Annotated in this window: 17 protein-coding genes and 1 pseudogene; 11 read left to right on the top strand and 7 right to left on the bottom strand. The window is 69.5% G+C overall.

Going from position 1 to position 23,749, the window contains the following annotated elements; translation table 11 throughout:
- Nucleotides 1-8 precede the first annotated feature (8 nt).
- Nucleotides 9-2,498, bottom strand: a complete 2,490-nt coding sequence (locus ACFPN1_RS11805; protein WP_386755200.1) for a S8 family serine peptidase — start codon at nucleotides 2,496-2,498, stop codon at nucleotides 9-11.
- A gap of 361 nt (nucleotides 2,499-2,859) precedes the next feature.
- Between ACFPN1_RS11805 and ACFPN1_RS11800 the strand changes: the two genes are divergently transcribed.
- From ACFPN1_RS11800 to dxs, 10 genes and pseudogenes are all read left to right on the top strand, one after another.
- The gene (locus ACFPN1_RS11800; protein WP_386755199.1) at nucleotides 2,860-3,720 is read left to right on the top strand and encodes a DUF6689 family protein; all 861 of its coding nucleotides are present in this window, start codon (nucleotides 2,860-2,862) and stop codon (nucleotides 3,718-3,720) included.
- A gap of 65 nt (nucleotides 3,721-3,785) precedes the next feature.
- Nucleotides 3,786-4,679 (top strand): FHA domain-containing protein, encoded by an 894-nt coding sequence (locus ACFPN1_RS11795; protein WP_386755198.1) that lies wholly within the window; start codon nucleotides 3,786-3,788, stop codon nucleotides 4,677-4,679.
- A complete protein-coding gene (locus tag ACFPN1_RS11790) occupies nucleotides 4,676-8,005 on the top strand; it encodes a protein kinase domain-containing protein (RefSeq protein WP_386755196.1) in 3,330 nt (1,109 codons plus the stop codon). The genes ACFPN1_RS11795 and ACFPN1_RS11790 overlap by 4 nt, the downstream gene beginning before the upstream one ends.
- Entirely contained in the window at nucleotides 7,923-8,714 is a 792-nt protein-coding gene (locus ACFPN1_RS11785; RefSeq protein WP_386755195.1) for a sensor histidine kinase, read from the top strand. Before ACFPN1_RS11790 ends, ACFPN1_RS11785 begins: the two co-directional genes overlap by 83 nt.
- A gap of 100 nt (nucleotides 8,715-8,814) precedes the next feature.
- Nucleotides 8,815-9,468 carry a response regulator gene (locus tag ACFPN1_RS11780; protein ID WP_386755193.1) on the top strand — a complete coding sequence of 218 codons (654 nt, stop codon included), beginning with the start codon at nucleotides 8,815-8,817 and terminating at the stop codon, nucleotides 9,466-9,468.
- A gap of 241 nt (nucleotides 9,469-9,709) precedes the next feature.
- Nucleotides 9,710-10,174: an LEA/WHy family protein gene (locus ACFPN1_RS11775; RefSeq protein ID WP_386755261.1), complete on the top strand. Its 465-nt coding sequence runs from the start codon at nucleotides 9,710-9,712 to the stop codon at nucleotides 10,172-10,174.
- Between the two features lie 137 nt (nucleotides 10,175-10,311).
- Nucleotides 10,312-12,117, top strand: a complete 1,806-nt coding sequence (locus ACFPN1_RS11770; protein WP_386755192.1) for an acyl-CoA dehydrogenase C-terminal domain-containing protein — start codon at nucleotides 10,312-10,314, stop codon at nucleotides 12,115-12,117.
- 224 nt (nucleotides 12,118-12,341) lie between these two features.
- Nucleotides 12,342-12,917, top strand: a pseudogene (locus tag ACFPN1_RS11765) (HNH endonuclease); the annotation flags it as partial.
- A gap of 152 nt (nucleotides 12,918-13,069) precedes the next feature.
- Nucleotides 13,070-14,191 carry a hypothetical protein gene (locus ACFPN1_RS11760; RefSeq protein WP_386755191.1) on the top strand — a complete coding sequence of 374 codons (1,122 nt, stop codon included), beginning with the start codon at nucleotides 13,070-13,072 and terminating at the stop codon, nucleotides 14,189-14,191.
- A 205-nt stretch (nucleotides 14,192-14,396) separates the two neighbouring features.
- Complete coding sequence (gene dxs, locus ACFPN1_RS11755; protein ID WP_386755189.1) at nucleotides 14,397-16,301, top strand: 1-deoxy-D-xylulose-5-phosphate synthase; 1,905 nt, start codon at nucleotides 14,397-14,399, stop codon at nucleotides 16,299-16,301.
- A 132-nt stretch (nucleotides 16,302-16,433) separates the two neighbouring features.
- On the opposite strand, the gene creD is transcribed toward dxs, so the two are convergent.
- The 3 genes from creD to creB all read right to left on the bottom strand — a co-directional run bounded on the left by creD (nucleotide 16,434) and on the right by creB (nucleotide 20,022).
- Entirely contained in the window at nucleotides 16,434-17,819 is a 1,386-nt protein-coding gene (gene creD, locus ACFPN1_RS11750; RefSeq protein WP_386755188.1) for a cell envelope integrity protein CreD, read from the bottom strand.
- An 87-nt stretch (nucleotides 17,820-17,906) separates the two neighbouring features.
- Nucleotides 17,907-19,349: a two-component system sensor histidine kinase CreC gene (gene creC / locus ACFPN1_RS11745; RefSeq protein WP_386755187.1), complete on the bottom strand. Its 1,443-nt coding sequence runs from the start codon at nucleotides 19,347-19,349 to the stop codon at nucleotides 17,907-17,909.
- 7 nt (nucleotides 19,350-19,356) lie between these two features.
- Nucleotides 19,357-20,022 (bottom strand): two-component system response regulator CreB, encoded by a 666-nt coding sequence (gene creB / locus ACFPN1_RS11740; RefSeq protein ID WP_386755185.1) that lies wholly within the window; start codon nucleotides 20,020-20,022, stop codon nucleotides 19,357-19,359.
- 122 nt (nucleotides 20,023-20,144) lie between these two features.
- On the opposite strand from creB, the gene ACFPN1_RS11735 reads away from it, so the two are divergent.
- Entirely contained in the window at nucleotides 20,145-21,002 is an 858-nt protein-coding gene (locus ACFPN1_RS11735; protein WP_386755184.1) for a 23S rRNA (adenine(2030)-N(6))-methyltransferase RlmJ, read from the top strand.
- Between the two features lie 45 nt (nucleotides 21,003-21,047).
- Here ACFPN1_RS11735 and ACFPN1_RS11730 read toward each other — a convergent pair whose 3' ends face one another.
- The 3 genes from ACFPN1_RS11730 to ACFPN1_RS11720 form a co-directional block, all read right to left on the bottom strand.
- A complete protein-coding gene (locus ACFPN1_RS11730; protein WP_386755183.1) occupies nucleotides 21,048-21,962 on the bottom strand; it encodes a cation diffusion facilitator family transporter in 915 nt (304 codons plus the stop codon).
- Nucleotides 21,963-22,056: 94 nt separating this feature from the next.
- On the bottom strand, nucleotides 22,057-23,367 hold the full coding sequence (gene chrA, locus ACFPN1_RS11725; protein ID WP_386755182.1) for a chromate efflux transporter: 1,311 nt from the start codon (nucleotides 23,365-23,367) through the stop codon (nucleotides 22,057-22,059).
- Nucleotides 23,351-23,713 (bottom strand): MmcQ/YjbR family DNA-binding protein, encoded by a 363-nt coding sequence (locus tag ACFPN1_RS11720; RefSeq protein WP_386755181.1) that lies wholly within the window; start codon nucleotides 23,711-23,713, stop codon nucleotides 23,351-23,353. Before ACFPN1_RS11720 ends, chrA begins: the two co-directional genes overlap by 17 nt.
- Nucleotides 23,714-23,749: the final 36 nt, after the last annotated feature.

The raw sequence follows: 23,749 nt of genomic DNA, 5'->3' as shown, positions 1-23,749 counted from the left end.
GGCGGTACTCAGTCTTCCGCTGCCTGATACGCAGCCTGGTAGCGGCCGGCCGCCACGGCATACGCGGCGCGCGTGACCGTCTTCGACGGATCGAAGTACGCATGCAGCGTCGGCTGCAGGTCGAACGGCCCCTGCGTGACGGTGAAGCGAGCGTTGATCAGGCCCTGGTCCAGTGCCAGTTGCGCATAGCCGCGCAGGCTCGCCGGGATCGAAGCCGCATCGTCGACGGGAATGCGCCTGCCGTCGTAGAACACGGTGAGGTTGCCTGTGAACGCCCGCGCTTGCTCCTGCAGGCCCAGCGATTGCACTAGGGAATACGCGAGGCTCGCGCGGGTGACGTAGTCGTTCGGGCGGAACTGGCCATTGACCAGGCCCATCACGCCGTCGTGCGAATTGCCCAGATCGCGCAGCGGCGCACCCTTGGCGACCGCAGCTTCCGCATAGGCATAGACCGGCGAGCTCGTCGACACGTCATTGAAGCTGCGCACGCCGTTGAACGGGAGGTGCTGGCGCACGCTGGCGCCCATCAGCAGGTACTGCGCCATTTCCCCGCGTCGGAGCGGCTGGTCCGGACGGAAGTTGCCGTCGGCATAGCCGTCCATCAGACGGTTGGCGATGGCGAACTCGATCGCCTGGCGGGCGGCATGGCCGGAGATGTCGTTGAGTCCGGTGTAGCCGCCGCTGCGCAGGAAGCTGATCTCGCCTTCGATTGTCCCGGGCAGCGCATAGCCATTCGTCACCTGCAACGGATCCAGACCGGTGCCGGAAACGGAACCGATGCCGCGCACGGTCACCGTCCAGGTGCCGGCCTTGCCCGGCGCGCCCGTGGTCACCGTGTCGCCCAGCACCGGCAGCGCGATCGCGGAGCCGTAGCTGATGCCGTCCGGATCGGTGAGGACGATGGCGACGGTGTTGGCGTCCACGGTGGCGCGCGCGGCGACCCAGGCGATGTCGCTGCCCACGGTGAAGCTCTGCGACTCGACCGTGCCCACGGGCGCGAAGTCGATCGAGAAGGGAACGTTCGGCACGCCGCCCAGCAGGATGACGTTGCTGTTGAACGTCCGCAGCGTGTTGACCGTCGCGCCGAAATCGTTGCGCAGTCCGCTCGCCGCGGCCAGGGCCTCGTAGGCATTGACGTGCCCGCTGCCGGCTTCCCACGCCAGGCGGCCGGTCATGTTGGTGGCAGTCCGGATCAGGATGTCCTTGACCTGCGCCGGGGTGAGGCCCGGATTGGCCTCCAGCATCAGCGCGATGATGCCGGCGACATGCGGCGTCGCCATCGAGGTGCCGCTCATGTGCGTGTAGAACGGCAGATACTGCGGCTCGAGCGTTTCGGCGTCGTGCTGCGCTTCCAGTGGCGGCAGGACGCCGAGCAGGTCGCGGGTCGACACGATGTCGACACCCGGTGCCACGATCGTCGGCTCGTTGACGTAGGTCCAGGTCTTGCCGTCGGCGGTGGTGAACGTGCCACTTTCCCCGCGTTTGCCGCGCGAGGAGAAACCGGTGAGCACGCCGTCCTTCTCGCCGGCGCCGACGGAGATCACCCACGGCGCCTGCGCGTACGGGTTGTGCGTGTCTTCGCCCGGACCGTCGTTGCCGGCGGCGAACACGCTGACGATGCCGCGCTTGTACAACTCGTAGCTGGCGATGTTGACGGGGTTTTCCGGATCGAACGCGCCCGACGACCCCCAGGAATTCGACACGACGCGGATCGGCGAGGCGTAGTCGAACTGGTGCGTGGCCGCGTAGTCGAGGCCGCCGACCGCATCGAGCACGAACAGCACGGCGCCCGAGCCATAGCCGACCAGGTCCGCTCCCGGCGCCGCGCCGCGGTACAGGCCGTTGCTGCGCGCGCCGTTGCCGCCGACGATGCCGGCGCAGTGGGTGCCATGGCCCGACCCCAGGTCGGTGTTGGGCACATTGTTGAGATGGGTGATGGGCACGATGCCCGGCGCGGTTTCCCCGGCGACTTCCGCCAGCACGTTCTGCGGCGCGAGCACGTTGTCGACCACGTGCGTGCCGAGCTTGACGTCGTCGTGGGTGGCATCGATGCCGGAGTCGTTGACCATCACGGTCACGCCGCGTCCGCTGAACGGCAGTGCGCGCCCGTAATCGCCCGGATTGTCCTGGGCACGGGCGACACCAGTGATCTCGCGCGCTTCGGTGTTGAAGTAGCGCAGCGGCGCATTCCAGTAGATCGAGGCGACGTCGCTACGCCGGGCCAGCGCGCGGATCTCCGCGGGAGTGGCCAGCACGCCGGCGATGGGCAGCGTGTGCAGGGTTACGCCGCGGGTGATGCCCAGCGACTGGAGGGCCGCGACCTGGCCCGGCGTTACCGCCGCGGATTGTTTGTAACTCACCACCACCTGCAATTCTTCGGTGGCAGCGGCGCCGTCCATGCGCGAAACCAGTTGCGGATCGAGATGCGCATCGGCAAGGGCGACGCCACTGGCCAGCAGGCCGATGGCGAGCGCGCTCAACTTGACGCTGCGACGCATGGAAGGAGCACGGAACGGCATGACGGGGACTCTCGGGGCGCTCGCGAAGTGGAGCACCGCAAGTGTTGGAGCCGTGCGCGAAGGCGCCCATCCGGGAGAGCCTCCATGCGGCGAGGGGGAAAGCCCCCAGCGCTCACCTGACGCATGCGTGGGGCTCACGGCCGCTTCATCCCGCTGAACCTCGCGCCAACCTGGGGGATTCCCCCTACAGACGGGCGACAGGTCGCCACGTACGCTCCGTGTGCGCGGCTGTGGCCATCGGGATGGGCAGGGATCGCGCCAGGCGCGCCGCCCGGGCCCCGCGGCGCGCGATCCGGAATGGAGCCGGATCATCGGGGATCGCTTTGCGGAGCAGTCTGTGATGAGTTCGCTCTTGTTCCGGAACCGCCCTGGCGTGTTCTTCTTCGTCGCGTCCGTGCTCGTCGCCTCGGTGTTCGCCAGCGGCACTGTCGCCGCGCAGAGCCTGCCCGTCGGCGTGACTGCCTCGGGCAACCATGCCGACATCGTCATCGGTACGCCGACCAGCCCGGTGGCCGAGGTCAGTCTCGATTTCCAGGACGCCACCGGCCTGAGTCCCGCAAGCCTGGGCGTCAGCGCGCAGCAGGTGAACCTGCTTGATCCGACGCTGCTCGCGCGCCTTCCCGACACCAGCCTCACGACCCCGCCGGGCGCCCTGCCCTTGCTCATCACCATCGAGCCGCCGGCCATCGGTGGCCTGCGCTTCCGCAACACCGGCCGCCTCGAAATCCACACCCACGCGATCCCCTACGCCGTCGGCAGTTCGTTCCGCGTGCTGAAGGCGCCGCTGGGTGGCGCGTTCCGCGACGTGACCGACGAAATCGCCCCGGGCAGCGTGCGCGCGCGCACGACCTACGGCGGCTTCTCGCAATTCCTGATCGTGACCGATCTGCGCACCAGCGGCGCGGTCATCGACGAGAAACTCGCCTGGTTGCGCGGCAAGGTCGCCGCACTGCCCGTGGCCGAACGCGGCGCGCTCTCCGCCTTCCTCGACCAGGCCGAAGCCGCGGTGGACGAGAACGACTTCGCTACCGCGATCGACGCGATCGACGCCTTCCGTTCGCGCGTGCAGGCGCGCGCCGGAACGTTCATTCCCAACGAATGGCGCGCCACGCACGACGTCGACAACCAGGCCGGCGACCTCGTCGCCGGTGCCAATACCCTGCGCTTCAGCGTCGCCTACCTGCGCGACTACGGGCAGTAGGCGACGCGGACCGGCGCCCGGGTCGGCTTGCGCCTGCGCCACGGACCCCGCGCTAAGATGCGGCCATGCAGGCCCGCCTGATTGCGTATCCGCCCGATACCGCGGCCGTGAGTCGATGGCTGCAGCCCGATCGCGGGTTGCGCATCGGCCGCGACCCGGGCTGCGATCTCGTCATCGCCCATCCTTCGGTCTCGCGCACGCACGCCGAGCTCTACCATCGCGACGGTCGCTGGTGGCTGCGCGACCTGGGCAGCAAGAACGGCAGCTTCGTCGATGGCATTGCGGTGGCCGACCATCCCCTGCCCGCCCAGTGCTGGCTGCGCCTGGGCGACAGCTACTGCGATTTCGGCGAACTCGACGACCGCCAGGCGGAAGCCCTGCGCGATCGCCAGCACGACCGGCGTGCGCTGTCGCAGGCGATGGCGCTGCGGGTTTCGCAGCAATCCGATCCGGACGCGCTGCCCGCGCATGTGTTGCGCGGCGTGATCGAACTGTCCGGCTGCACGCGCGGCTTCATGCTGCTCGCCGACAGCGCGGGCGAACTCGTCGTCGGCGCCGGCCTGCAACTCGACGGCGATGCGCTCGACCAGCGGGTGTTCCCCGGCAGCGTGGGCGCGGTGGAACGCGTGCTCGCCAGCGGCCAGCCCCTGGTGATCAACAACATCGGCAGCGATGCGTGGCTGTCGGCGCGGGCGTCGGTGATCGCGGGCGGCCTGACCACGCTGGTGTGCCTGCCGCTGTTCGACGGAAGCCGTGTTTTCGGCGCGGTCTACGCCGACCGGAGCGGGCCGGGCGAACCCATCACCGACTTCGACCTGGAACTGCTCGGCGCTTTCGCCGAAAGCGCGACGCTGTACCTGCTGACGCGGCGCGCGATGCGTTCCATCGACGACGCGCCGCGCTGGCAGGCCGTCGTCGGCGACCGGAAATCTGCGACCCCCCTGGATACCTCGACATGAGCGAGCCGACCGCCACCGGCCTGCATGCCCAGCACCAGCACGCGCCCGGCACGGTAGTGGCCGGGCGTTTCCGTATCGAGGCGATGCTGGGTATCGGCGGCATGGGCGTCGTGTATCGCGCTACCGACCTCGCTCTGGACGTTCCGGTCGCGCTGAAACTGTTGCGTCCCGAACTCGCCGCGCGCCCCGATGCCTTCGAGCGCTTCCGCCAGGAACTGCTCGTCGCGCGGCAGGTCTCCAGCCCGCGCGTGGTGCGCATCCACGACCTCGCGCAGCACGAGGGACAGTGGCTGATCAGCATGGACTACATCGATGGCGAGGGCCTCGACCGCCGCCTCGATCGCGATGGCGCGCTGGCGCCCGAAGTTGCCGCCGGCATCGCGCGGCAACTGGCCGAAGGCCTGGCCGCAGCGCACGCGCGCGGCGTGATCCACCGCGATCTCAAGCCGGCGAACGTGCTGATCGATCGCGACGGCAATGCCTACATCAGCGACTTCGGCGTCGCCCGTTCGCTCGCCAGCAATGGCCTGACCCGGACCGGCGCCGTCGTCGGCACGCCCGACTACCTGTCGCCGGAACAGGCGCGTGGCGACACCGTCGATGCGCGCAGCGACCTCTATGCGCTGGGACTGATCCTGTACGAAATGCTCGCCGGCGCGCTGCCGTTCCAGGGCGGCACGCTGAGCGAAATCCTCGCCCAGCGCATGCTGCGCTCGCCGCCGCCGGTGACGCAGGCCAGGCCGCAGACCCCGGCGTGGCTGGCGCGACTCACCGATCGCCTGCTGCGCGTGCAGCCGGCGCATCGCCTGCAGAGCGCGCAGGCGGTGATGCGTGCGCTCGATACGCGCGAAGTGCCGCGCGACTTCACCCTTACCCGCCGGAATGCGATCGCTGCCGCCGTCCTCGTCGCGGCGCTCGCCGGCGGCGGCTACTTCGTCTGGCAATCGCTGCATCCACCGCCGCGCGCGGAAGTCACCGAAGCGAAAATCGCGGCTGTCGCGCCGCTGCATCGCGTGCTGGTGCTGCCGCTGCAGGCGCCCGCCACCGCCGTGGACGCGGCGCATGGCGCGGCGCTGACGGCACTGCTGCGCGACGCTCTGCAAGCCACGCCGGGCCATGCGACCGTCGACGACGAACGCACGCACCAGGCTCTGCGTCAGCTGGATCCCACCGGCGCCGCCCGCGTCGACGGCGCGGCACTGCAGCGCAGCGTCGGCGCGGATCGGATCCTGCGTGTGTCGCTGCAACCGTCCGGCACGCGCTGGCAGGCGATCGCACGGCTGCAGCAGAACGGGAAGCAGGACGCGTCGTTCGCCGCCACGGCGGGCGATCCCGACGCTGCGTTCGCGCGCCTGGCGACGCTGCCCGGACTGGCGGCCGCACTCGGACGCAAGTCGGCGCTCCCGTTTGCCCTGCCCTGCCCAGACGCCTGCGGCAAGCAGGCGCTGGACGCCTTCGGCCAGGCCCTGCTCGCGCAGCAGCGCAGCGCGCCCGCCGTCGCGCTCGCGCAGGTGCGCAAGGCGACGAGCGCGGCTCCCGGTTTCGCATCCGCATGGCTGCTGCAGGCGGAAACGGCGCTGGCCATCGGCGAAGCCGACATCGCCTATGAAGCGATCGAAGCCGGCCAACGCCGTGCGGATGCCGCGCGCGCGGTGTCGCTGCAGCACCGCTTCCGCGCCGAACGCGCGCTGCTCGACGGCGATCCACCGACCGCCGCCGCGGAGTGGCAGGCGCTGCGCGCGCAGTCGCCGGACGACACCTTCGCGGAACTCGGCCATGCACGGGCGCTGGGCGCAGGCGGCGACTTCAAGGGTGCGATCGCCGCGCTGCAGGCGCTGGTTGCGCGCGATCCGAACGATCCTCGCGCCTGGTTCGAACTGGGCAAATTCTCCATCCTCGCCGGCGGCGCGCAGCGCGCGGTCGACGATTACCTGGTCCGCGCCCTGGTGCTGTACAAGCGCAGCGGCAATCGCTACGGCGAAGCGGAAACCGCCAACGCGCTCGGCATCGGCTACGCGCGCCTGGGGCAGACCGCCGATGCGGAGAAGCAATATCGCGAAGCGGTGGATCTGCGCCGCGCAGTCGGCAACCGCCGCGGCCTGGCCACCAGCCTGCGCAACCTCGGCAACATCTTCAGTCAGCAGGGCAAGTTCGCCGAAGCCGCCACGGTGCTCGGGCAGGCCGCGGAACTGCATGCGGCGCTGGGCGACCGCGGCGGCCTGGCCGCGGTCGAGAACGAGCGCGGCATCCTCGCCGAGGAACGCGGCGACTATCCGGCCGCGCTCGCGCATTTCCGCGCGGCCCTGCAGACCTGGCAGAAACTCGGCGAGAAGAACGGGATCGCGCAGGCGCTCAACGACATCGGCTTCGCGCACTACCAGCTCGGCGCTTACGACGACGCGCAGGCCTACCTGGTGCAATCGGCCAATGCCTACGGCGAACTCGGCGACCAGACCGGCATCATCCGCACGCGCCAGAACCTCGGACTGCTGGCAATCGCGCGCGGCCACTGGAGCGAGGCCCGGCGCCAGCTCGAAGGTTCGCTCGAGGCTGCCGAACAACAGCAGATGCTCGAGGAAGCCGCGGTGAGCCGGCGCAACCTCGCCGAACTCGAACTGCACCAGGGCCACATCGAACAGGCCATCGCGCAGGCCACCAAGGCCGAGACCCTGTTCCGCGAACGCGAAGACGATCGCGGCGTCGCCGATGCCGGCCTGCTGCGCGTGCAGGCATTGCTGGCCGCGCGCGCGGACGCGGATGCGGACAAGGCACTGGCCGGACTCGCCGACGCGATCGCGTACGCATCGGCGGAACAACGCGGCATCGCCGCGTTGCTGCAGTCCGAACTGGCGGCGCGGCGCGGCGACGAAGCCGCGGCGACGAAGGCGGCCGCGCTGGCCGCGCAACTGGCGCAGGCCTCCGGCGTGCGCCAGCTGCAACTGCAGGTCGCACTGCAGCGCCCGCAATCCGGCATCGAACTGGACCGCGATACCGCTGCACTGGGCAACGTTCCGCTGCGGCTTCGCTACCTGCTGACCGCGATGCGCGGCGCAGCGCAACGCCACGACGACAAGGCGCTGCTGGCCGCCTATCGCGAAGCCACGCCGATCCTGCGCCGTGGCGACTACCTCGAGGCGTGGCGCCTGCACGACCTGGCCCGCCGTGCCTGCGTGGACAGCGCCGGCCGTGCTTCGACGTCCTGCGCAAGCGCCGCGGACAGCGCATTGGGCGCGCTGCGTGCGCATGTCCCCGCTGCGCTGCGCGACGGATTCGACCGTGCGCTGCCACGGCACGACGACCTGCCGCTGGCCGACGCCGATGGATGATCTCGCCGCGTTGCGCCAGCAATACCAGGCCCTGCTCGATCGCCTGCAGCGCAACGAGCGCGAATTCCGCCGCCTCGGCCGCGCGGTGTGGCGCGTGCAGGAAGACGAGCGCCGGCGCCTCGCCCGCGAACTGCACGACGGTGTCGGCCAGAACCTCACCGCGATCAAGCATCGCCTCGCGGCCATCGCGAACACCCTCCCGCAGGACGCGAACAACGTGCAGGCGGCGCTGGACGCGGCGATCGCCCTGTGCTCGGACACGCTCGAGGACACGCGACAACTCTCGCGCCTGCTGCGTCCGCCGGTCCTCGACGATCTCGGCCTGGAAGCGGCGTTGCGCTGGCTCGCGCGCACGCAGGGCGAAGCCAGTGGCCTCGACATCGCCGTGGAGATCGGCCCCTTGCCGGCGCTCGACACCGACCTGCAGACGCTGTTGTTCCGCGTCGCCCAGGAAGCGTTGAACAACATCGCCCGGCACGCGCAGGCGCGCAGCGTGCTGCTGCGCCTGGTGGAGCGCGCGGGCAAGGTGCAGCTGCAGGTCGCGGACGATGGCCGCGGCTGCGAGCCCGAAGCCGCCATGCGCAGCGGCGGCAGCGGGCTGGGCGGCATGCGCGAACGCCTGCGCCTGTACGACGGGACGCTGGACATGCATTCCACGCCGGGCGCGGGCACGCGCCTGCGCGCCGTGGTGCCGCTGCCTGCCGGCTGACGCCGCGCACGCGCCGTTCGTCGCGACAGGCTCGCAACATTTCCTGCGGCCTCCTGCGCCGTCTTGACGCCGCCGCCTCGCGGCGCGCAGGTTAGCCCGCATGGGGAACCTCGCCGCCGTCCGTGTCCTGATCGCAGACGACCACACACTCGTCCGCGAATCGCTGGTCAACCTGCTGCAGGCCTCCGGTGACATCACGGTCGTCGCCCAGGCCTCCGACGGACTGGAAACCGTGGAGAAGGCGCTCGCCACGCGCCCCGACATCGTCATCACCGACATCTCGATGCCGCACCTCAACGGCATCGAGGTGGTACGGCGCCTGCGCGAGTCATTGCCCGAGGTGCGCGTACTGGTGCTGACCATGCACAGCGAGGACGAGTACGTCCTGCAACTGGTGCGCGCCGGCGCGTCCGGCTACCTGGTCAAGGACAGCGCGGCTTCCGAACTGCTCGCGGCGATCCAGTGCCTGCGCGACGGTCGCGGCTATTTCGGGCCGCAGGCGTCGCGGATCCTGGCCGAACAGTTGCAGAACCCCGATCGCCAGGTCGACGACCCCTACGGCCGGCTCACCGCGCGCGAGCGCGAGGTGTTCCACCTCATCGCCGAAGGCATGACGACCAAGGAAATCGCCCGCGCGCTGGACATCAGCGCCAAGACCGCCGAGAACCACCGCGCCCGCGTGCTCGACAAGGTCGGCGTGCGCAACACGGCCGAACTGGTGCGCTTCGCCCTCAGGAAGGGCCTGCTCGACTGACCGCCACGCGGCAAGTCGTTGCCGCGCGTGGGGGAAATTCCGGATATCGCCGGCGACCGCGTACCGACATGCTGGCCCTGCCCCGCGAATGCAGGCCCGACACTCGCGCGGACGCAGTACGGGCCGGACCATCCCCTGGCCCGCGAAGCCCGCTACAGGAGTGGCGGGCTTCATCTATTTGCGTGCGTTGTATGCTCGTTCCTCCACACGGCGGAGCGACGGCATGAAGGCAGGACAGTGGATGCGCGCAATGGCGGTGACGGGACTGGTCCTGTTGCTCGGTGCCTGCGCGAACGGCCCGGTGCGCCGGGTTTCCGAGCCTTCCGCCCTGATCCAGCAGCTCACCGTGCGCGCCGACGGACGCTGGGCCGTCGAACTGCGCATCGAAAACTTCAGCAGCATCCCGATGCGTTTCGATTCGGTCGACCTCGCCCTGGCAATCGGCGACAACGAAGCTGGCCACGTGACCGCGCAACCGGCGATGTCGATCGGGCCGGAATCCGCGGATGTCGTCACGGCGGTGTTCACTCCGCAGGCCGCGGGCAAGCTGGCCGTCGCCGACGCGCTCGCCGCCGGACGGAGCGTGGGCTACACCCTCAGCGGCGACATCACCGCGACCCCGGACGACAAGCGCCAGCGCAGCTTCACCATCCAGCGTAGCAGCCAGCTCAACCCGGCCCCGGGCCTGCCCGGCGTGTTGCGCTGATCCCACCGCACGACGCCCGATCGCCAACGCCGCGCGGCGCTTGAAGTCCCGGCTCTAGCGCACGCACGCAGACTGCGGCGCAGCCGCTTCGCGACCCGCCGCGGTACTCCGCCCTTCCGCTTCCATCGGTTGCAGACATGAGCCTCTACAAAGCCCCGCTCGGCGACATCCGCTTCGTGCTGTTCGATCTGCTTGGCGCCGCGGAGGAATACGCGCGCCTCGGCCATGCCGATGCCACCCGCGACGTGCTCGATGCCGTGCTCGACGAAGCCGCGCGCTTCACCGAGACCGTGCTCGCGCCGCTCAACGAAACCGGCGACCGCATCGGCTGCACCTTCGACAAGGCCACCGGCGCGGTCACCACGCCGTCGGGCTTCCGCGAGGCCTACGCGCAGTTCGTCGAAGGCGGCTGGACCGGACTGGTGTCGCCGGTGGAATTCGGCGGCCAGGGCCTGCCCTACAGCGCCGGCGTGCCGCTCAAGGAAATGATCGACGCGGCGAACCTGGCCTGGGGCAACTTTCCGCTGCTCTCGCACGGCGCCACCGATGCGCTGCTGCATCACGGCGAGGACTGGCAGCGCGAAGTGTTCCTCAAGCCGCTGGTCGACGGCCGCTGGACCGGCACGATGTGCCTCACCGAACCGCACTGCGGCACCGATCTGGGCCTGCTCAAGACGAAGGCGGTGCCCAACGACGACGGCACCTATTCGATCACCGGCACGAAGATCTTCATCACCGCCGGCGAGCACGACATGACCGACAACATCGTGCACCTGGTCCTGGCGAAACTCCCCGATGCGCCCGCGGGCAGCAAGGGCATCTCGTTGTTCATCGTGCCCAAGTTCAAGGTCGCCCGCGACGGCACGCTGGGCGAAGCCAATGCAGTCCGCTGCGGCAGCATCGAGCACAAGATGGGCATCCACGGCTCGGCCACCTGCGTGCTGAACTTCGACGGCGCGCAGGGCTATCTGATCGGGCAGCCGAACAAAGGCCTGATGGCGATGTTCACCATGATGAACACCGCACGCCTCGGCGTCGGCGTGCAGGGCCTGGGCCTGTCCGATCGCGCGTGGCAGAACGCACTGCGTTACTCGCGCGAACGCCTGCAAAGCCGCGCGCTGTCGGGCGCGAAGTTCCCCGACAAGCCCGCCGATCCGATCATCGTCCAGCCCGACGTGCGCCGCATGCTGCTCACCTGCAAGGCGCTCGTCGAAGGCGGCCGTGCGCTGAGCTACTTCGCCGGATTGCAGGTCGACATTGCCGAGCGCGCACCGACGGAAGAAGAACGCCAGCAGGCCGATGCGCTGGTCGGCTTCCTCACCCCGATCGTGAAGGCCTGCCTCACCGAGTGGGGCGTGGAGTGCACCTACCACGCACTGCAATGCTTCGGCGGCCACGGCTACATCGCCGAGCACGGCATGGAGCAACTCGCCCGCGACGCGCGCATCACCACCCTGTACGAAGGGACCACCGGCATCCAGGCGCTGGACCTGCTCGGCCGCAAGGTCATGCAGTTGCAGGGGGCCGGCCTGAAGCAGTTCCTCGGCCTGATCACCCGCTTCTGCGATGCCTGCACCGCGGGCACGCAGCCCGGCAGCGAAGCGGCGGCGGAATTCATCGGACCGCTGCGAGAGAAGGTCGCGCAGTGGCAGCAGATGACGCTGCAGATCGGCCAGCGCGCGGCGACGAACCCGGAAGAGATCGGCGCCGCGTCCTACGACTACCTGATGTACTCGGGCTACGTCGCGCTCGCCTACTGCTGGGCGCGCAGTGCCGCCGCGGCGCAGGCGTCCACGCAAACGGAGGCGTTCCGCCAGGCCAAACTGGAAACCGCGCGCTTCTATTTCGCGCGCATCCTGCCGCGCACGCTGACGCACGCCGCGGCAATTTCGAGCGCGGCCGTCACGCTGACGGCGCTGGACGAGGCGGCCTTCGACGCGTGAGGCCGCCTGTTCACGTGACCCGCCGGGCGAGCGGATCGGCCGGCTCCCCGCGGGCAGGTACACAAAACGTAAACATAGGCGTATAAGCTGGTTTCCCGATGGAGACCGACAGAGCCAGACTGAGGCTTGTCCGCACCGGCACCCGCGCCGCCGACATGCTCGCGCGCGATCCGGCGCTCCATTCGACGCCTGAAATTGTTGCTGCCCGCACCCCGACGGACCGCCTCAATGCGGTCCGTTTGCTTTCCCTGGATGCCTACGGCCGCGTGCTCGACTGGATGAGCTGGCAGGACGCGGCGTGCCTGTATGCCCGTGGCGCAGTGGCGTGGACGCTCGGCGATCCCTGCCTGCAGGTGCATGGCGGCACCTGTCGCCGGACCGGTTCGCAGAGCCTCATCGAACTGCATCCCATCGTCGCCGCGCGCGGCCATGCGCGCGCACATGCGCTCGATCCGACGCCGGCGCTCACCAATGCCGCGCTGTTCGCGCGCGATGCCTACCTGTGCATGTACTGCGGCCATGACTTCTGCCGCCCGCAGCTGACCCGTGATCACGTGCTGCCGGTCTCCAAGGGCGGTCGCGATGTCTGGGAGAACGTCGTCGCGGCATGCTTCCAGTGCAATTCGCGCAAGGGCAACCGCACCCCGCAGCAGGCGGGCATGCCGCTGCTGGCGGTGCCGTACCGGCCGAGCTGGGTCGAGCACCTGATCCTGAGCAACCGCAACATCCTGGCCGACCAGATGGCCTTCCTTAAGGCGCAGTTGCCCAAGCGCGCACGACCGGAACTGGCGGTCCAGTAACCCCTGCCCGGCAGGCGTCCGGCACGCGGCACGCGCGTGATCCGGGTCTCATCTGAACGGCTCGCGTCACAAGCTGACGTTCACCGCGCGTTGACGGCCCATGGCCTGCGCGCAACACTCGCCGACTGTCATTCACCAGAACGGACCGGAACATGCTCCCGACTTTCGGCCTTACCGGCATGGATGCCGCTACCGAAACCGCTTTGAAATCCGCCTTCGCCGAAGCGAGCATGCGCCTGGGCGGCAAGTGGCCGCTGGTGTCCGAGCAGGATGCCAGCCACGTCGTCGTCGACATGGACAGCATGTACGGTCCGATGAGCTGGCTGCGCCTGCACGGTGCAGGCAAGGTCGTGATCGGCCTGACCTCGGCCCCGCGCGCACAGACCGACTTCCGCCTGGGCAAGCCCTTCAGCGCCGAATCCGTCGCCGAGCTGCTGCAGCAGATCGCACCGTCCGACGGCGCCCCGCACGGCGTGACGCCTGCCCCGGCGCCGGAACACCAGCTGCCCGAAGAGATCGCCAAGCCGGTCAACGAGGAAGCCGCCGCCCCCGACCAGCGCCCGTCGGCGGCCGTGTCCGCGACCCTGGAAACCCCGGCCGCGCCGCCCGCCCGTCCCGTCGAGGCACCCAGCGCAGCCCCGCCGGCACCGAGCGCGACCGCGCCGGTGGTCGAAGCGCCGGCGGCCCCGCCGCGCCCCACCCCCGAGGTTCCGCAGGAACGCACACTGATCGACTGGCTCGCGCCCGGACAACTGAGCGGGCGCGTGCGCCTGGAGCGCGCCGGCACCAGCGTGTTGCTCGACCTCGACCAGCACCAGTATTTCGGCCCCGCGACGCTGAAGCCGCTGGCGCCGCACGTGGAAGCCGTGCTCAAGGCCGGCGATTTCACCCCGGTCGATGCCGCCACCTGGAACAGCGAGTCGACCATGCACGGCCAGGCCCAGCCGCTGGCGCGCCTGCTGTGGTTCTGCGCACTGCAGGCCGGCAAGGGCAAGCTGATGCCGGGCTTCGATCCCGGCGCACAGTACCGCCTGCTCAAGTGGCCGCAGACCGAGCGCGAGTTCCCCAAGCACTTCCGCATCGCCACCGCGATGATGAAGGGCCCAGCGACGCTGGATGAAGTCAGCACCGCGTGCGGCGTGCCGGTGCCGGAAGTCGCCGATTTCGTCAACGCGAATCTCGCCACCGGGTACGCCGAGCCGTACCGCGAGCCCGAACCCGAACCGGAACCGCAGAAGAGCGGCGGCCTGTTCGGTCGCCTGCGCGGTCGCTGATCCACACACACCCGCGCCGCGCGCCGACCCGGCTTCGCGCCGTCGGTTGTCGCGCGGGGCCCCGGGCGGGACAATGACGGACTTGCCGTTGCCCCCGCCCGCCGAAACTCCGGCGATCCGGTAAGCAACGCCGCACGCGCGGCCCGCCAATGCACGGCAACGGGCCGGTTGCGAGCCCGTCCCCCTTCGCTTGCCCGCCATTCCCATGATCGATCCGCAGCGTTACCCGCTCCTTTCCCGCATCCAGGTCCCCGCGGACCTGCGCCAGGTCCCGGAAGACGACCTGCGCGCCGTCGCCGACGAGCTGCGGGCCTACCTGATCGAGCAGGTGGCCATGGTGGGCGGGCATTTCGGCGCCGGCCTGGGCGTGATCGAGCTGACCACCGTCCTGCACTGGCTGTACGACACGCCGGTCGACCGCATCGTCTGGGACGTCGGCCACCAGTGCTATCCGCACAAGATCCTCACCGGCCGCCGCGACGCCATCCACACGGTCAAGCAGAAGGACGGCATCGCGCCGTTCCCCAAGCGCGAGGAGTCCGAATACGACACCTTCGGCGTCGGCCATTCCTCCACCTCGATTTCCGCGGCGCTGGGCATGGCCGTGGCGCTGCAGCGCGCGGGCGACGAGCGCAAGGTCATCGCGGTGATCGGCGACGGCGCGATGACCGGGGGCATGGCCTTCGAGGCGCTGATGCACGCCGGCGGCATGGAGCCCGAACCGAACCTGCTGGTGATCCTCAACGACAACCAGATGTCGATTTCGGAGAACGTCGGCGGCCTGACCAAGATGCTCGGCCGCATGACCGGCAGCCGCACGCTCAACGCGATCCGCGAAGGCGGCAAGAAGCTGCTCGGCGACAAGCACGGCAAGCCCGCGCGCTTCGTCAAGCGCTGGGAAGAGCACTGGAAGGGCATGTTCGTGCCGTCCACGCTGTTCGAGGAAATGGGCTTCCACTACACCGGTCCGATCGACGGCCACGACATCGACGCGTTGCTCGCCGCGCTGAAGACGCTCAAGACCCTCAAGGGCCCGCAGCTGCTCCACATCATCACCACCAAGGGCAAGGGCTACGAACTGGCCGAAGGCGATCAGATCGGCTACCACGCGGTCGGTCCGTTCGATCCGAGCAAGGGCCTGGTCGCCAAGCCCGGCGCGAAGAAGCCCACCTACACCGACGTCTTCGGCGACTGGCTGTGCGACATGGCCGCCGCCGACCCGAAGCTGATGGGCATCACGCCGGCGATGCGCGAAGGCTCGGGCCTGGTGCGTTTCAGCAAGGAATATCCGCAGCGCTACTTCGACGTCGCCATCGCCGAGCAGCATGCGGTCACGCTCGCCGCCGGCATGGCCTGCGAAGGCGCCAAGCCCGTGGTCGCGATCTACTCGACCTTCCTGCAGCGCGGCTACGACCAGCTCGTGCACGACGTGGCGATCCAGGACCTCGACGTGCTGTTCGCGATCGATCGCGGCGGCGTGGTCGGCCCTGACGGCGCAACGCACGCCGGCAACCTCGACCTGTCCTACCTGCGCTGCGTGCCGAACATGGTGGTGATGGCGCCGGCCGACGAGAACGAATGCCGGCAGATGCTCTCCACCGGCCATCGCTACGAAGGCCCGGCCGCGGTGCGCTATCCGCGCGGCACCGGTCCCGGCGTCGCGGTGCAGCCGACGCTCGATACGTTGCCGATCGGCAAAGCGGAAATCCGTCGCCATGGGTCACGCATCGCGCTGCTCGCCTTCGGTGCGATCGTGCCCGCGGCGATGACCGTAGGCGAGGAACTGGGCCTCAGCGTGGTCAACATGCGTTTCGTGAAGCCGCTGGATCGCGATCTGGTCCTCGAACTGGCGAAGAACCACGACGGCTTCGTCACGCTCGAGGACAACGTGATCGCGGGCGGCGCCGGCTCGGGCGTGGCCGAACTGCTGGCCGCCGAAGGCATCGTCCTGCCCGTGCTGCACCTGGGCCTGCCCGATGCCTTCCAGCACCATGCCAGCCGTGAACAACTGCTCGCCGAAGCCGGTCTCGATGCCGCCGGCATCCGCGCATCGGTACTGCGGCGCTGGCCGCAGCTCACCGCGGCGTCGCCGCGCAGCGCGGCGCTCTGAATCAAGGTCCCTGCACTTTGATGGGGTGAGCGGGCACTCCCGTCTCACCCGCCTTGCAACTGCCAGCGACGCACCTTTGGCGACCCGCCGCAAGCGCGCCGATGTTCCCGGCGCGCTGCGGCGTGTTGATGCTTACGGGCGAGCGAGTGCCGAAGCGGCGCGATACCAGTCCACCTTGCGCGTCACCACCATGATTACCGCGAGGATGACGAACAGCAGGCCCGATCCCAGCACCAGCGCGTTGTCTTCCGACACCAGCAGGCCGTAGAGCGCCGCATACAGCGTCGCCAGCATCGCCGCGAACCCCAGGCCGCGTGCGGCGCTGCGCAGCACCGCGCTGAGGTAGAAACCGAGCAGGCCGATGCAGGCCACGCTGGCGACCAGGTAGGCCCGGTGGAACGCGATGTGCTCGCTCAGGCTGACCAGCAGCAGGAAGAAGATCGCCAGCGCGAGTCCGACCAGGCCGTACTGCACCGGGTGGATCGGCAGCTGCTTGATCAGCTCGAACATGAAGAAGCCGACGAAGGTGAGCACCACGAACAGCAACCCGTACTTGCTCGCGCGATCGGCCTGCGAATAGACGTTCACCGGATCGACCAGAGCGACGCCCACGGCGTCGATGCCGCTGGTGTCGAACGCGGGACCGTTGTCGTTGCCGTCGCGGCCGGAACCACGCATGGACTCCAGCGACGGCAGGGTCTTGCCGGCCAGAAACTGCGCCTGCGCGTTCGACGCCAGCGACGACACCTCCCACTGCGCGGTGAAGCCCTTGTCGCTCACTCCCGGCTGCCGCGGCAGGAAGTCGCCGCCGAAGCGCGGATGCGGCCAGGACGATTCGAGCCGGAAGGTGTTGCTGCGCGCCAGCGGCACCATCGCCAGCGACTCGGTGCCGGCGAGCTTGATGTCCAGGCGGGTGTCGAGCTTCAACGCCGCACCCGCCACCGGTGCGGGCAGACGCACGTGCACGCCGCCGCCTTCGCGGCTACCGAAGCCTTCTTCCAGCGTCAGCTCGCGTCTGTCGACGCGCAGCTGCGGGGTGCCCGCCAGGCCGCGTACGTCGGCGATGCCGTAGCTGAGCCACGGTCGGCCGATCCTGCGCGGCAATTCCGGGTTCTCGTCGGCGGGAATGCGCACGTCGAAGCCGGCCTGCGCGAGCGCCTGCAGTTCGTACACGCGCACCTCGTGCAGGCCGAGGCGCCGCGTGTCCGGCAGCAGCTTGCCGCGCACGTCGAGGCGGTCGGGGAAGAAGGTCCACTGGCCGGAGGCGCCGTCGCGCTTCACCTTGCGGATCACCTCCCCCTTGTCGTTCTTCTCCTCGACTTCGACGGTTTCGACGTAAGGCACGACGAGCACGGGGCCGGAAAAGGCCTGGGCCCCGGCCGAACTGCGCGCGATGTTGGCGACGGCCTGGTTGCGATAGAACTGCCGCTCGCTGATCGTGCCGCGGATCATCAGCAGCGGGATCATGATCGCGATGGTCATCGCACCGACAAACAGCAATTTGAGCAACAGACGCATGGTTTCCTCCGGCAGGGCGAGGCCTGCAGGGTGGGACCAATGCGTGCGCGCACGATGGCGCATCGGTGAAGCGACGGTGAAGTCGGGTCAGGACGACGCCACCATCAGCGTGGCCCGGGCGCCGTGTTCCGCACGATTGGCGAGCGTGGCTGTGCCGCCGTGCAGCGCCGCCACTTCGGCCACGAAACACAGGCCCAGGCCGCTGCTGCGGCTGCCGCCTTCCGGCCGCGGCAACGAATAGAACCGCTCGAACACGCGCCCCAGCGCATAGTCGGGGACGCCCGGGCCTTCGTCGAGCACGTCGAAGCGGACACCCGTCGCATCGCGCTGCGCACGCAGCCGGATCGACGCGCCGTCGGGCGAGAAGTCCGCCGCGTTCTCCACCAGGTTCACCAGCGCCTGCCGCAGCAGGAAGGCATCGCCGTGCAGCGGCGATACGCCGTCGGCGATCTCCAGGTCCAGGCGCAGGCCATTGCGGGCCAGTCGCGGCTCGCACTGTTCGCGCACCGACTGCAGCAATTCGCCGGCGTCGATGGCCTCGCGGTTCTCGAGGCGCTGGCGATGCTCCACCGCGGCCAGCGCCAGCAGCTTGTCGATCATCTGCGCCAGACGATCGCTCTGCATGCGGATGCTGGCGGCGAAACGGGCGCGATCCGCCGTGTCCATGGCCTGTCCGCCGGACTCCTCGAGCAGTTCCGCGCTGCCGCGGATCGCGGCGAGCGGACTCTTCATCTCGTGGGTCAGCGTGTGCACGTACTGCTCGACGTACTGCTTGCCTTCCAGCCGGTTGCGCATGGTCTCCAGCGCGCGGCCGAGCTCGTCGAACTCCCCCACGGCCTTCGGCGGCGTCGCCCGCTCGCCCGCGGTGACCGCGTGCGCGTAGCGACGCAGCCCGCCCAGCTGCCGCGACAGCCACCACGCGACGAGGAGACCGATCAGCAGCGCGATGCCCAGCAGCAACACGCCCCAACGCAGCACCACCGCCTGGCTGCGCGCGATCACCGGCGCGATGGCGCGGTTCGGCTTGGCCACGGTCAGCACGCCGACGATGCGGCCGCGCGCGTCGTGCAGCGGCGCGGCCACGTACATCACCGACGAGCGTTCGTCACCGGGATCGTTCGGCGTCGAGCGCGCGCCATAGCGTCCGCGCAGGGTGAGGTACACGTCGTTCCAGCGCGAGTAGTCCTGCCCCACCGCGATGCCGTCGCTGTCGAACACGACGATGCCGCGCGCGTCGGTGACATAGACGCGGTAACTCGTGCCGTGCTTGCGCAGGCCCCAGATGTCGGCATCGACCTGGCGTCCACGCAGTGCGCGCACGCGCCGGGCGAACTCGCCGTCGCCGATATGCCCGGACAGGAAATCCGCCGTCGCCAGTTCGGCCAGCACGTTGGCCGTGTCGACCAGGGTGTCCTCCATCGCCTGGCGCACGCCGGGCTTCACCTCCGCGACGAACACGCGCATCAGCAGGAACGCCGCCAGCGCGACGATCAGGAAATAGCCGAGGAAGATGCGCAGGCCGACTTTCATGCGGTGCTCAGGAGGATTCGAGCGAATAGCCCAGGCCGCGGTGCGTGCGGATCGGATCCACCTCCGCGTCGATGGCGCGAAGCTTCGCGCGCAGCGTCTTGATGTGGGTGTCGATGGTGCGATCGCCGCTGTCCAGCGCATCGCCCCACACGCGATCCATCAGCTGCGTGCGGCTCAGCACCGCGCCAGGCCGCTGCAGCAGCGCGGCGAGCAGGCCGTATTCGTAGCGGGTCAGGTCGAGCGTGCGGCCGCGATAGCGGATGCGGTGGCCTTCGGCATCGTGTTCGAAGCCGGCCACTGCCGGCACCGCATTCGCATGCCCGCGACGCAGCACCACGCGCACGCGCGCCACCAGTTCGCGCGGGGAGAAGGGCTTGGTGACGTAATCGTCGGCGCCGATCTCCAGGCCGAGGATCCGCTCGGCCTCGGCGTCGTGCGCGGTGAGGAAGATCACCGGCAGGTCGCGGCCGCGGCGTAGTTCGCGGCACAGCGCGAAACCGCCGATGTCGGGCAGGCCCACGTCGAGTATCGCCAGGTCGAACGCGCCCTCGCGCGCAACGTGCAGGGCCTCGCCGCCGGTCAGGCAGTGCGCCGCCTCGAAACCCTCGCTGCGCAGCGCATAGAGCACGGTTTCGGCGATGGCGGGTTCGTCTTCGACGAGCAGGATGCGCATGAGAGGCGGGATTGGGGATTGGAGATACGGGATTCGATAAAGCTACCGCATGGCGGGCATTACGGGTGCCGTACGCCTATGCTTGCCAATCCCGAATCCCCAAACCCGAATCCCGGCCTTCAATGAACTACCGCCACGCCTTCCACGCCGGCAACCATGCCGATGTGCTCAAGCACGTCGCCGTGCTGGCGATCTGCGACGCGCTGATCGCCAAGCCGACGCCGGTGTTCGCGCTCGACACGCACGCCGGTCGCGGGCTGTACGCGCTGGACTGCAACTCGGCGCAGCGCACCGGCGAGGCCGAGGGCGGCATCGGCCGCCTGCTCGCCGAAGCGCCCGGCAATCCGCTGGTGCAGCGCTACCTGCAGGCGGTGCGCGCCTGTCGCAACGAACATGGCCGCACCGCCTACCCCGGTTCGCCCTGGCTGCTGGCGCATGCCCTGCGCGCGGACGACCGCATCGCCGCCTGCGAACTGCACCCCGAGGAAGCCGCGCAACTGAAGGCGAACTTCGCCGGCGATACGCGCGTGGCCGTGCACGAGCGCGACGGCTATGCGGCGATGAAGGCGCTGCTGCCGCCGCGCCTGGGCGAAACCCGCTTCGGCCGCGGCCTGGTGCTGATCGATCCGCCGTACGAGGCACAGCTGGAAGAGTTCGACGCGGCGATCCACGCCCTGCGCGAGGCGCTCGGCCGCTGGCCGCAGGGCTGTTACGCGTTGTGGTATCCGATCAAGCTGCGCCGCCACCTGCAGCCCTTCTATCGCCGTGCGGCCGCGTTGCCGGCGAAATCCGCGCTGGTGGCGGAACTGCTGGTGCGCCCGGACGATTCGCCGCTGCACATGAACGGCAGCGGCCTGCTGATCCTCAATGCGCCGTTCCAACTCGACGAAAAACTCGCGCCGGCGCTGCACGCGCTCGCCGCGGCCCTGGGCGAACGCAAGCCGCAATCGCACCTGGAATGGCTGCGCGCGCCGCCCTGAGGGCCGGCATTTTTCCGTCGGGCCGCCCATGACGGGCGACCGGCCTCACAAATGCGGCTTCAGATCCGGCTCGAAGAAGCTCCAGCGCACCTCGGGGAACTGCGCCTTGAACGCGCGTTCGACGCGGTTGATCTCTTCGGCCAGGTGATGCGTGGTCTGCCGCTCGCTCATCTCAGCCTGCACCGCCACCATCACCTCGCTGCCCAGCTGCAGCGTGATCAGGCTGATGACGCGGCCGACTTCCTCGCGTGCTTCGATGAAGGCGCGCATTTCCTTCTCGCGCTCGGGATCGACGCTCTGGCCGATCAGCATCGCCTTCACCTCGATGGCGACGAACACCGCGACGATGACCAGCAACGCGCCGATGGCGATCGTGCCGATCGCATCCCACAGCGGATTGCCGGTGACCACCGACAGGCCCACCGCGGCCAGCGCGAACACCAGGCCCAGCAGCGCGGCGAGATCCTCGCCGAAGATCACTACCAGTTCGGCCTGGCGGCTCTGCCGGAACCATTGCCACAGCGAGCGCGCGCCACGCGCCTTGTTCACTTCCTGCAGGCAGGCGCGCATCGAGGTGCCTTCGGCGACGATGCCGAACACGAGCACGCCCACCGCCCACCACCACTGCTGCAGCGGCTCGGGATGCTGGAGTTTGTGGATGCCTTCGTACAACGAGAACATGCCGCCGACGCTGAAGAGCATCAGCGCGACCAGGAACGACCAGAAGTAGATCGCCTTGCCGTAGCCCAGCGGATAGTCGGGCGACGGCGGGCGCCTGGCCTGGCGCATGCCAAGCAGGAGCAGCAGCTGGTTGCCGCAGTCGGCCAGCGAATGCACGGTTTCGGCGAGCATGGCGCTGGACCCGGTGAAGAACGCCGCGACGCCCTTCGACACCGCGATCGCGAAATTGGCGCCCAGGGCGAAGAAGATCGCGCGGGTCGAGTCACCACCACCGGCCATGCATCGTTCCTTTGTCGTGTTCGCTTCCGCATGGTTGGCGCGGAAAAAGCGGCGGGATTCTAGCATCGGGCCGAAGGCGTCCCGGCTCCTGGCTTCACGCCACCACGGGCAGCAGCGCCTGCGCGATCGCGCCGACGAGTCCCGCCAGGGGAACGGTCGCGACCACCGGCCAGCGCCAGCGTGCGAGTCCCACGTACACCAGCGCCGCCATCGCCAGCGCCAGCAGCGCCGATCGCCAGTCCTGCGCCGACAGCAGGCGCCAGCCGAACCACAGGGCGAGGTGCGCGATCACGCCGACCACTGTCGCACTCACGGCCATCAGCATCGCGTTCGCACGCGGCCAGCGGCCGATGCGCTCGATCCACGGCGCGGCGGTGAGCACGAACAGGAAACTCGGCAGGAACGTCGCCCATACGGCGACCGCGGCGCCCAACACGCCCGATGCCATCGGACCGGCGAGGTCGGGATGCTGCCACGCACCGGTGAAACCCACGAATTCCAGCACCAGGATCAACGGACCGGGCGTGGTCTCGGCCAGGCCCAGGCCCGTCATCATCTGTGCCGGCGTCAGCCAGCCCTGCACGTCCACCGCGTGCGTCGCGACGTAAGGCAGCACGGCATAGGCGCCGCCCAGGGTGAGCAGCGAGGCCTTGCTGAAGAACACGCCCATCGCGAACGCGGTGCTGTCGCGTCCCAGCCACGCACCCAGGACAAGGATCGGCAGCCACCACAGCAGCAGGCAGGCCATCCCGATGCGCACGGCGCGCCAGCGGATCGCGGCTGGCAGCGGCGCGTGTCGTGCTTCGCGCGTGTCGACGCCCGGCAGCCAGTGCGGTCGCCGGCGCCATGCCCACCATCCGACCGCTGCCGCTCCGGCGAGCAGCCACGGGAACGGCACGTGCAGCAGGCCCATCGACAGCAGCGCGACCGCAGCGAGCGCAATGCCCAGCGGTGTCTTCAGCACGCGGCCGCCGATCCGCTGCACGGCATGCACGACGATGCCCAGCACGGCCGCCTGCAGGCCGAACACCACGCCGCTCATCACCGGCAACGTTGCCCAATGCAGGTACGCCCAGCTCAGGAGCACCATCAGCACCGCCGCCGGCAACACGAACGCGACGCCCGCGACGATGCCGCCGCGCAGGCCGTGCAGCCGCCAGCCCAGCCACGCGGCCAGCTGCGTGGCTTCCGGCCCCGGCAACAACATGCAGAAGTTCAGTGCGCGCAGGAACGTGGCCTCGTCGATCCAGCGGCGCTGGTCGACCAGGGCGTTGTGCATGATCGCGATCTGACCTGCGGGCCCGCCGAAACTGATGCAGCCCAGCAGCAGCCAGAAACGCGTCGCCTCGGCGAAGCCGGGCGACGCGGCGTCCGTGGCCTCGCCCACGTCAGTCGGCGAGTTCACGCTGCGTCTTCTTCGGCAGCTTCGCCCGCACCAGTTCGTAGCTGCGCCGGATCAGCGCGCGCAGTTCCGCCGCGGGCAACGGCCTGGCCGAGGCGATCTGGACCCAGTGCGCGCGCGCCAGATACGGCGCGGGGATGAAGCCCGGACGCCCCGTGAATTCGAGGAAGCGCTCGTCCTCGACCTTGAAGCTGATCGAGCCCTTGTGCGCGCCGCGGATGCAGGTCACGCAGAACATCTTGCCGGCGACCGTGAAGACCAGGTCGTCCTCCCACTTGATCCCCGCCTCGACGCCCGGCCAGGCGTCGGTGAGCTTGCGCAGCGCGGTTTCGTTCATCGGTTCGTTCATCCACGGGGCACCCGAACGGGTGTGATGAAGTTCTAA

This window comes from Lysobacter yangpyeongensis, assembly GCF_042655745.1.
GTDB classification, from domain to species: domain Bacteria; phylum Pseudomonadota; class Gammaproteobacteria; order Xanthomonadales; family Xanthomonadaceae; genus Agrilutibacter; species Agrilutibacter yangpyeongensis.
This window is presented reverse-complemented; position numbering and strand designations above follow the sequence as displayed.

Coding starts and splice junctions, on each gene's coding strand:
- ACFPN1_RS11800 (WP_386755199.1), top strand. CDS start 2,860: ATGAGTTCGCTCTTGTTCCGGAACCGCCCTGGCGTGTTCTTCTTCGTC.
- ACFPN1_RS11770 (WP_386755192.1), top strand. CDS start 10,312: ATGAGCCTCTACAAAGCCCCGCTCGGCGACATCCGCTTCGTGCTGTTC.
- ACFPN1_RS11730 (WP_386755183.1), bottom strand. CDS start 21,962: ATGGCCGGTGGTGGTGACTCGACCCGCGCGATCTTCTTCGCCCTGGGC.
- ACFPN1_RS11760 (WP_386755191.1), top strand. CDS start 13,070: ATGCTCCCGACTTTCGGCCTTACCGGCATGGATGCCGCTACCGAAACC.
- ACFPN1_RS11805 (WP_386755200.1), bottom strand. CDS start 2,498: ATGCGTCGCAGCGTCAAGTTGAGCGCGCTCGCCATCGGCCTGCTGGCC.
- creC (WP_386755187.1), bottom strand. CDS start 19,349: ATGAAAGTCGGCCTGCGCATCTTCCTCGGCTATTTCCTGATCGTCGCG.
- ACFPN1_RS11735 (WP_386755184.1), top strand. CDS start 20,145: ATGAACTACCGCCACGCCTTCCACGCCGGCAACCATGCCGATGTGCTC.
- ACFPN1_RS11775 (WP_386755261.1), top strand. CDS start 9,710: ATGCGCGCAATGGCGGTGACGGGACTGGTCCTGTTGCTCGGTGCCTGC.
- creB (WP_386755185.1), bottom strand. CDS start 20,022: ATGCGCATCCTGCTCGTCGAAGACGAACCCGCCATCGCCGAAACCGTG.
- creD (WP_386755188.1), bottom strand. CDS start 17,819: ATGCGTCTGTTGCTCAAATTGCTGTTTGTCGGTGCGATGACCATCGCG.
- ACFPN1_RS11785 (WP_386755195.1), top strand. CDS start 7,923: ATGTCCCCGCTGCGCTGCGCGACGGATTCGACCGTGCGCTGCCACGGC.
- ACFPN1_RS11720 (WP_386755181.1), bottom strand. CDS start 23,713: ATGAACGAACCGATGAACGAAACCGCGCTGCGCAAGCTCACCGACGCC.
- ACFPN1_RS11790 (WP_386755196.1), top strand. CDS start 4,676: ATGAGCGAGCCGACCGCCACCGGCCTGCATGCCCAGCACCAGCACGCG.
- ACFPN1_RS11780 (WP_386755193.1), top strand. CDS start 8,815: ATGGGGAACCTCGCCGCCGTCCGTGTCCTGATCGCAGACGACCACACA.
- ACFPN1_RS11795 (WP_386755198.1), top strand. CDS start 3,786: ATGCAGGCCCGCCTGATTGCGTATCCGCCCGATACCGCGGCCGTGAGT.
- dxs (WP_386755189.1), top strand. CDS start 14,397: ATGATCGATCCGCAGCGTTACCCGCTCCTTTCCCGCATCCAGGTCCCC.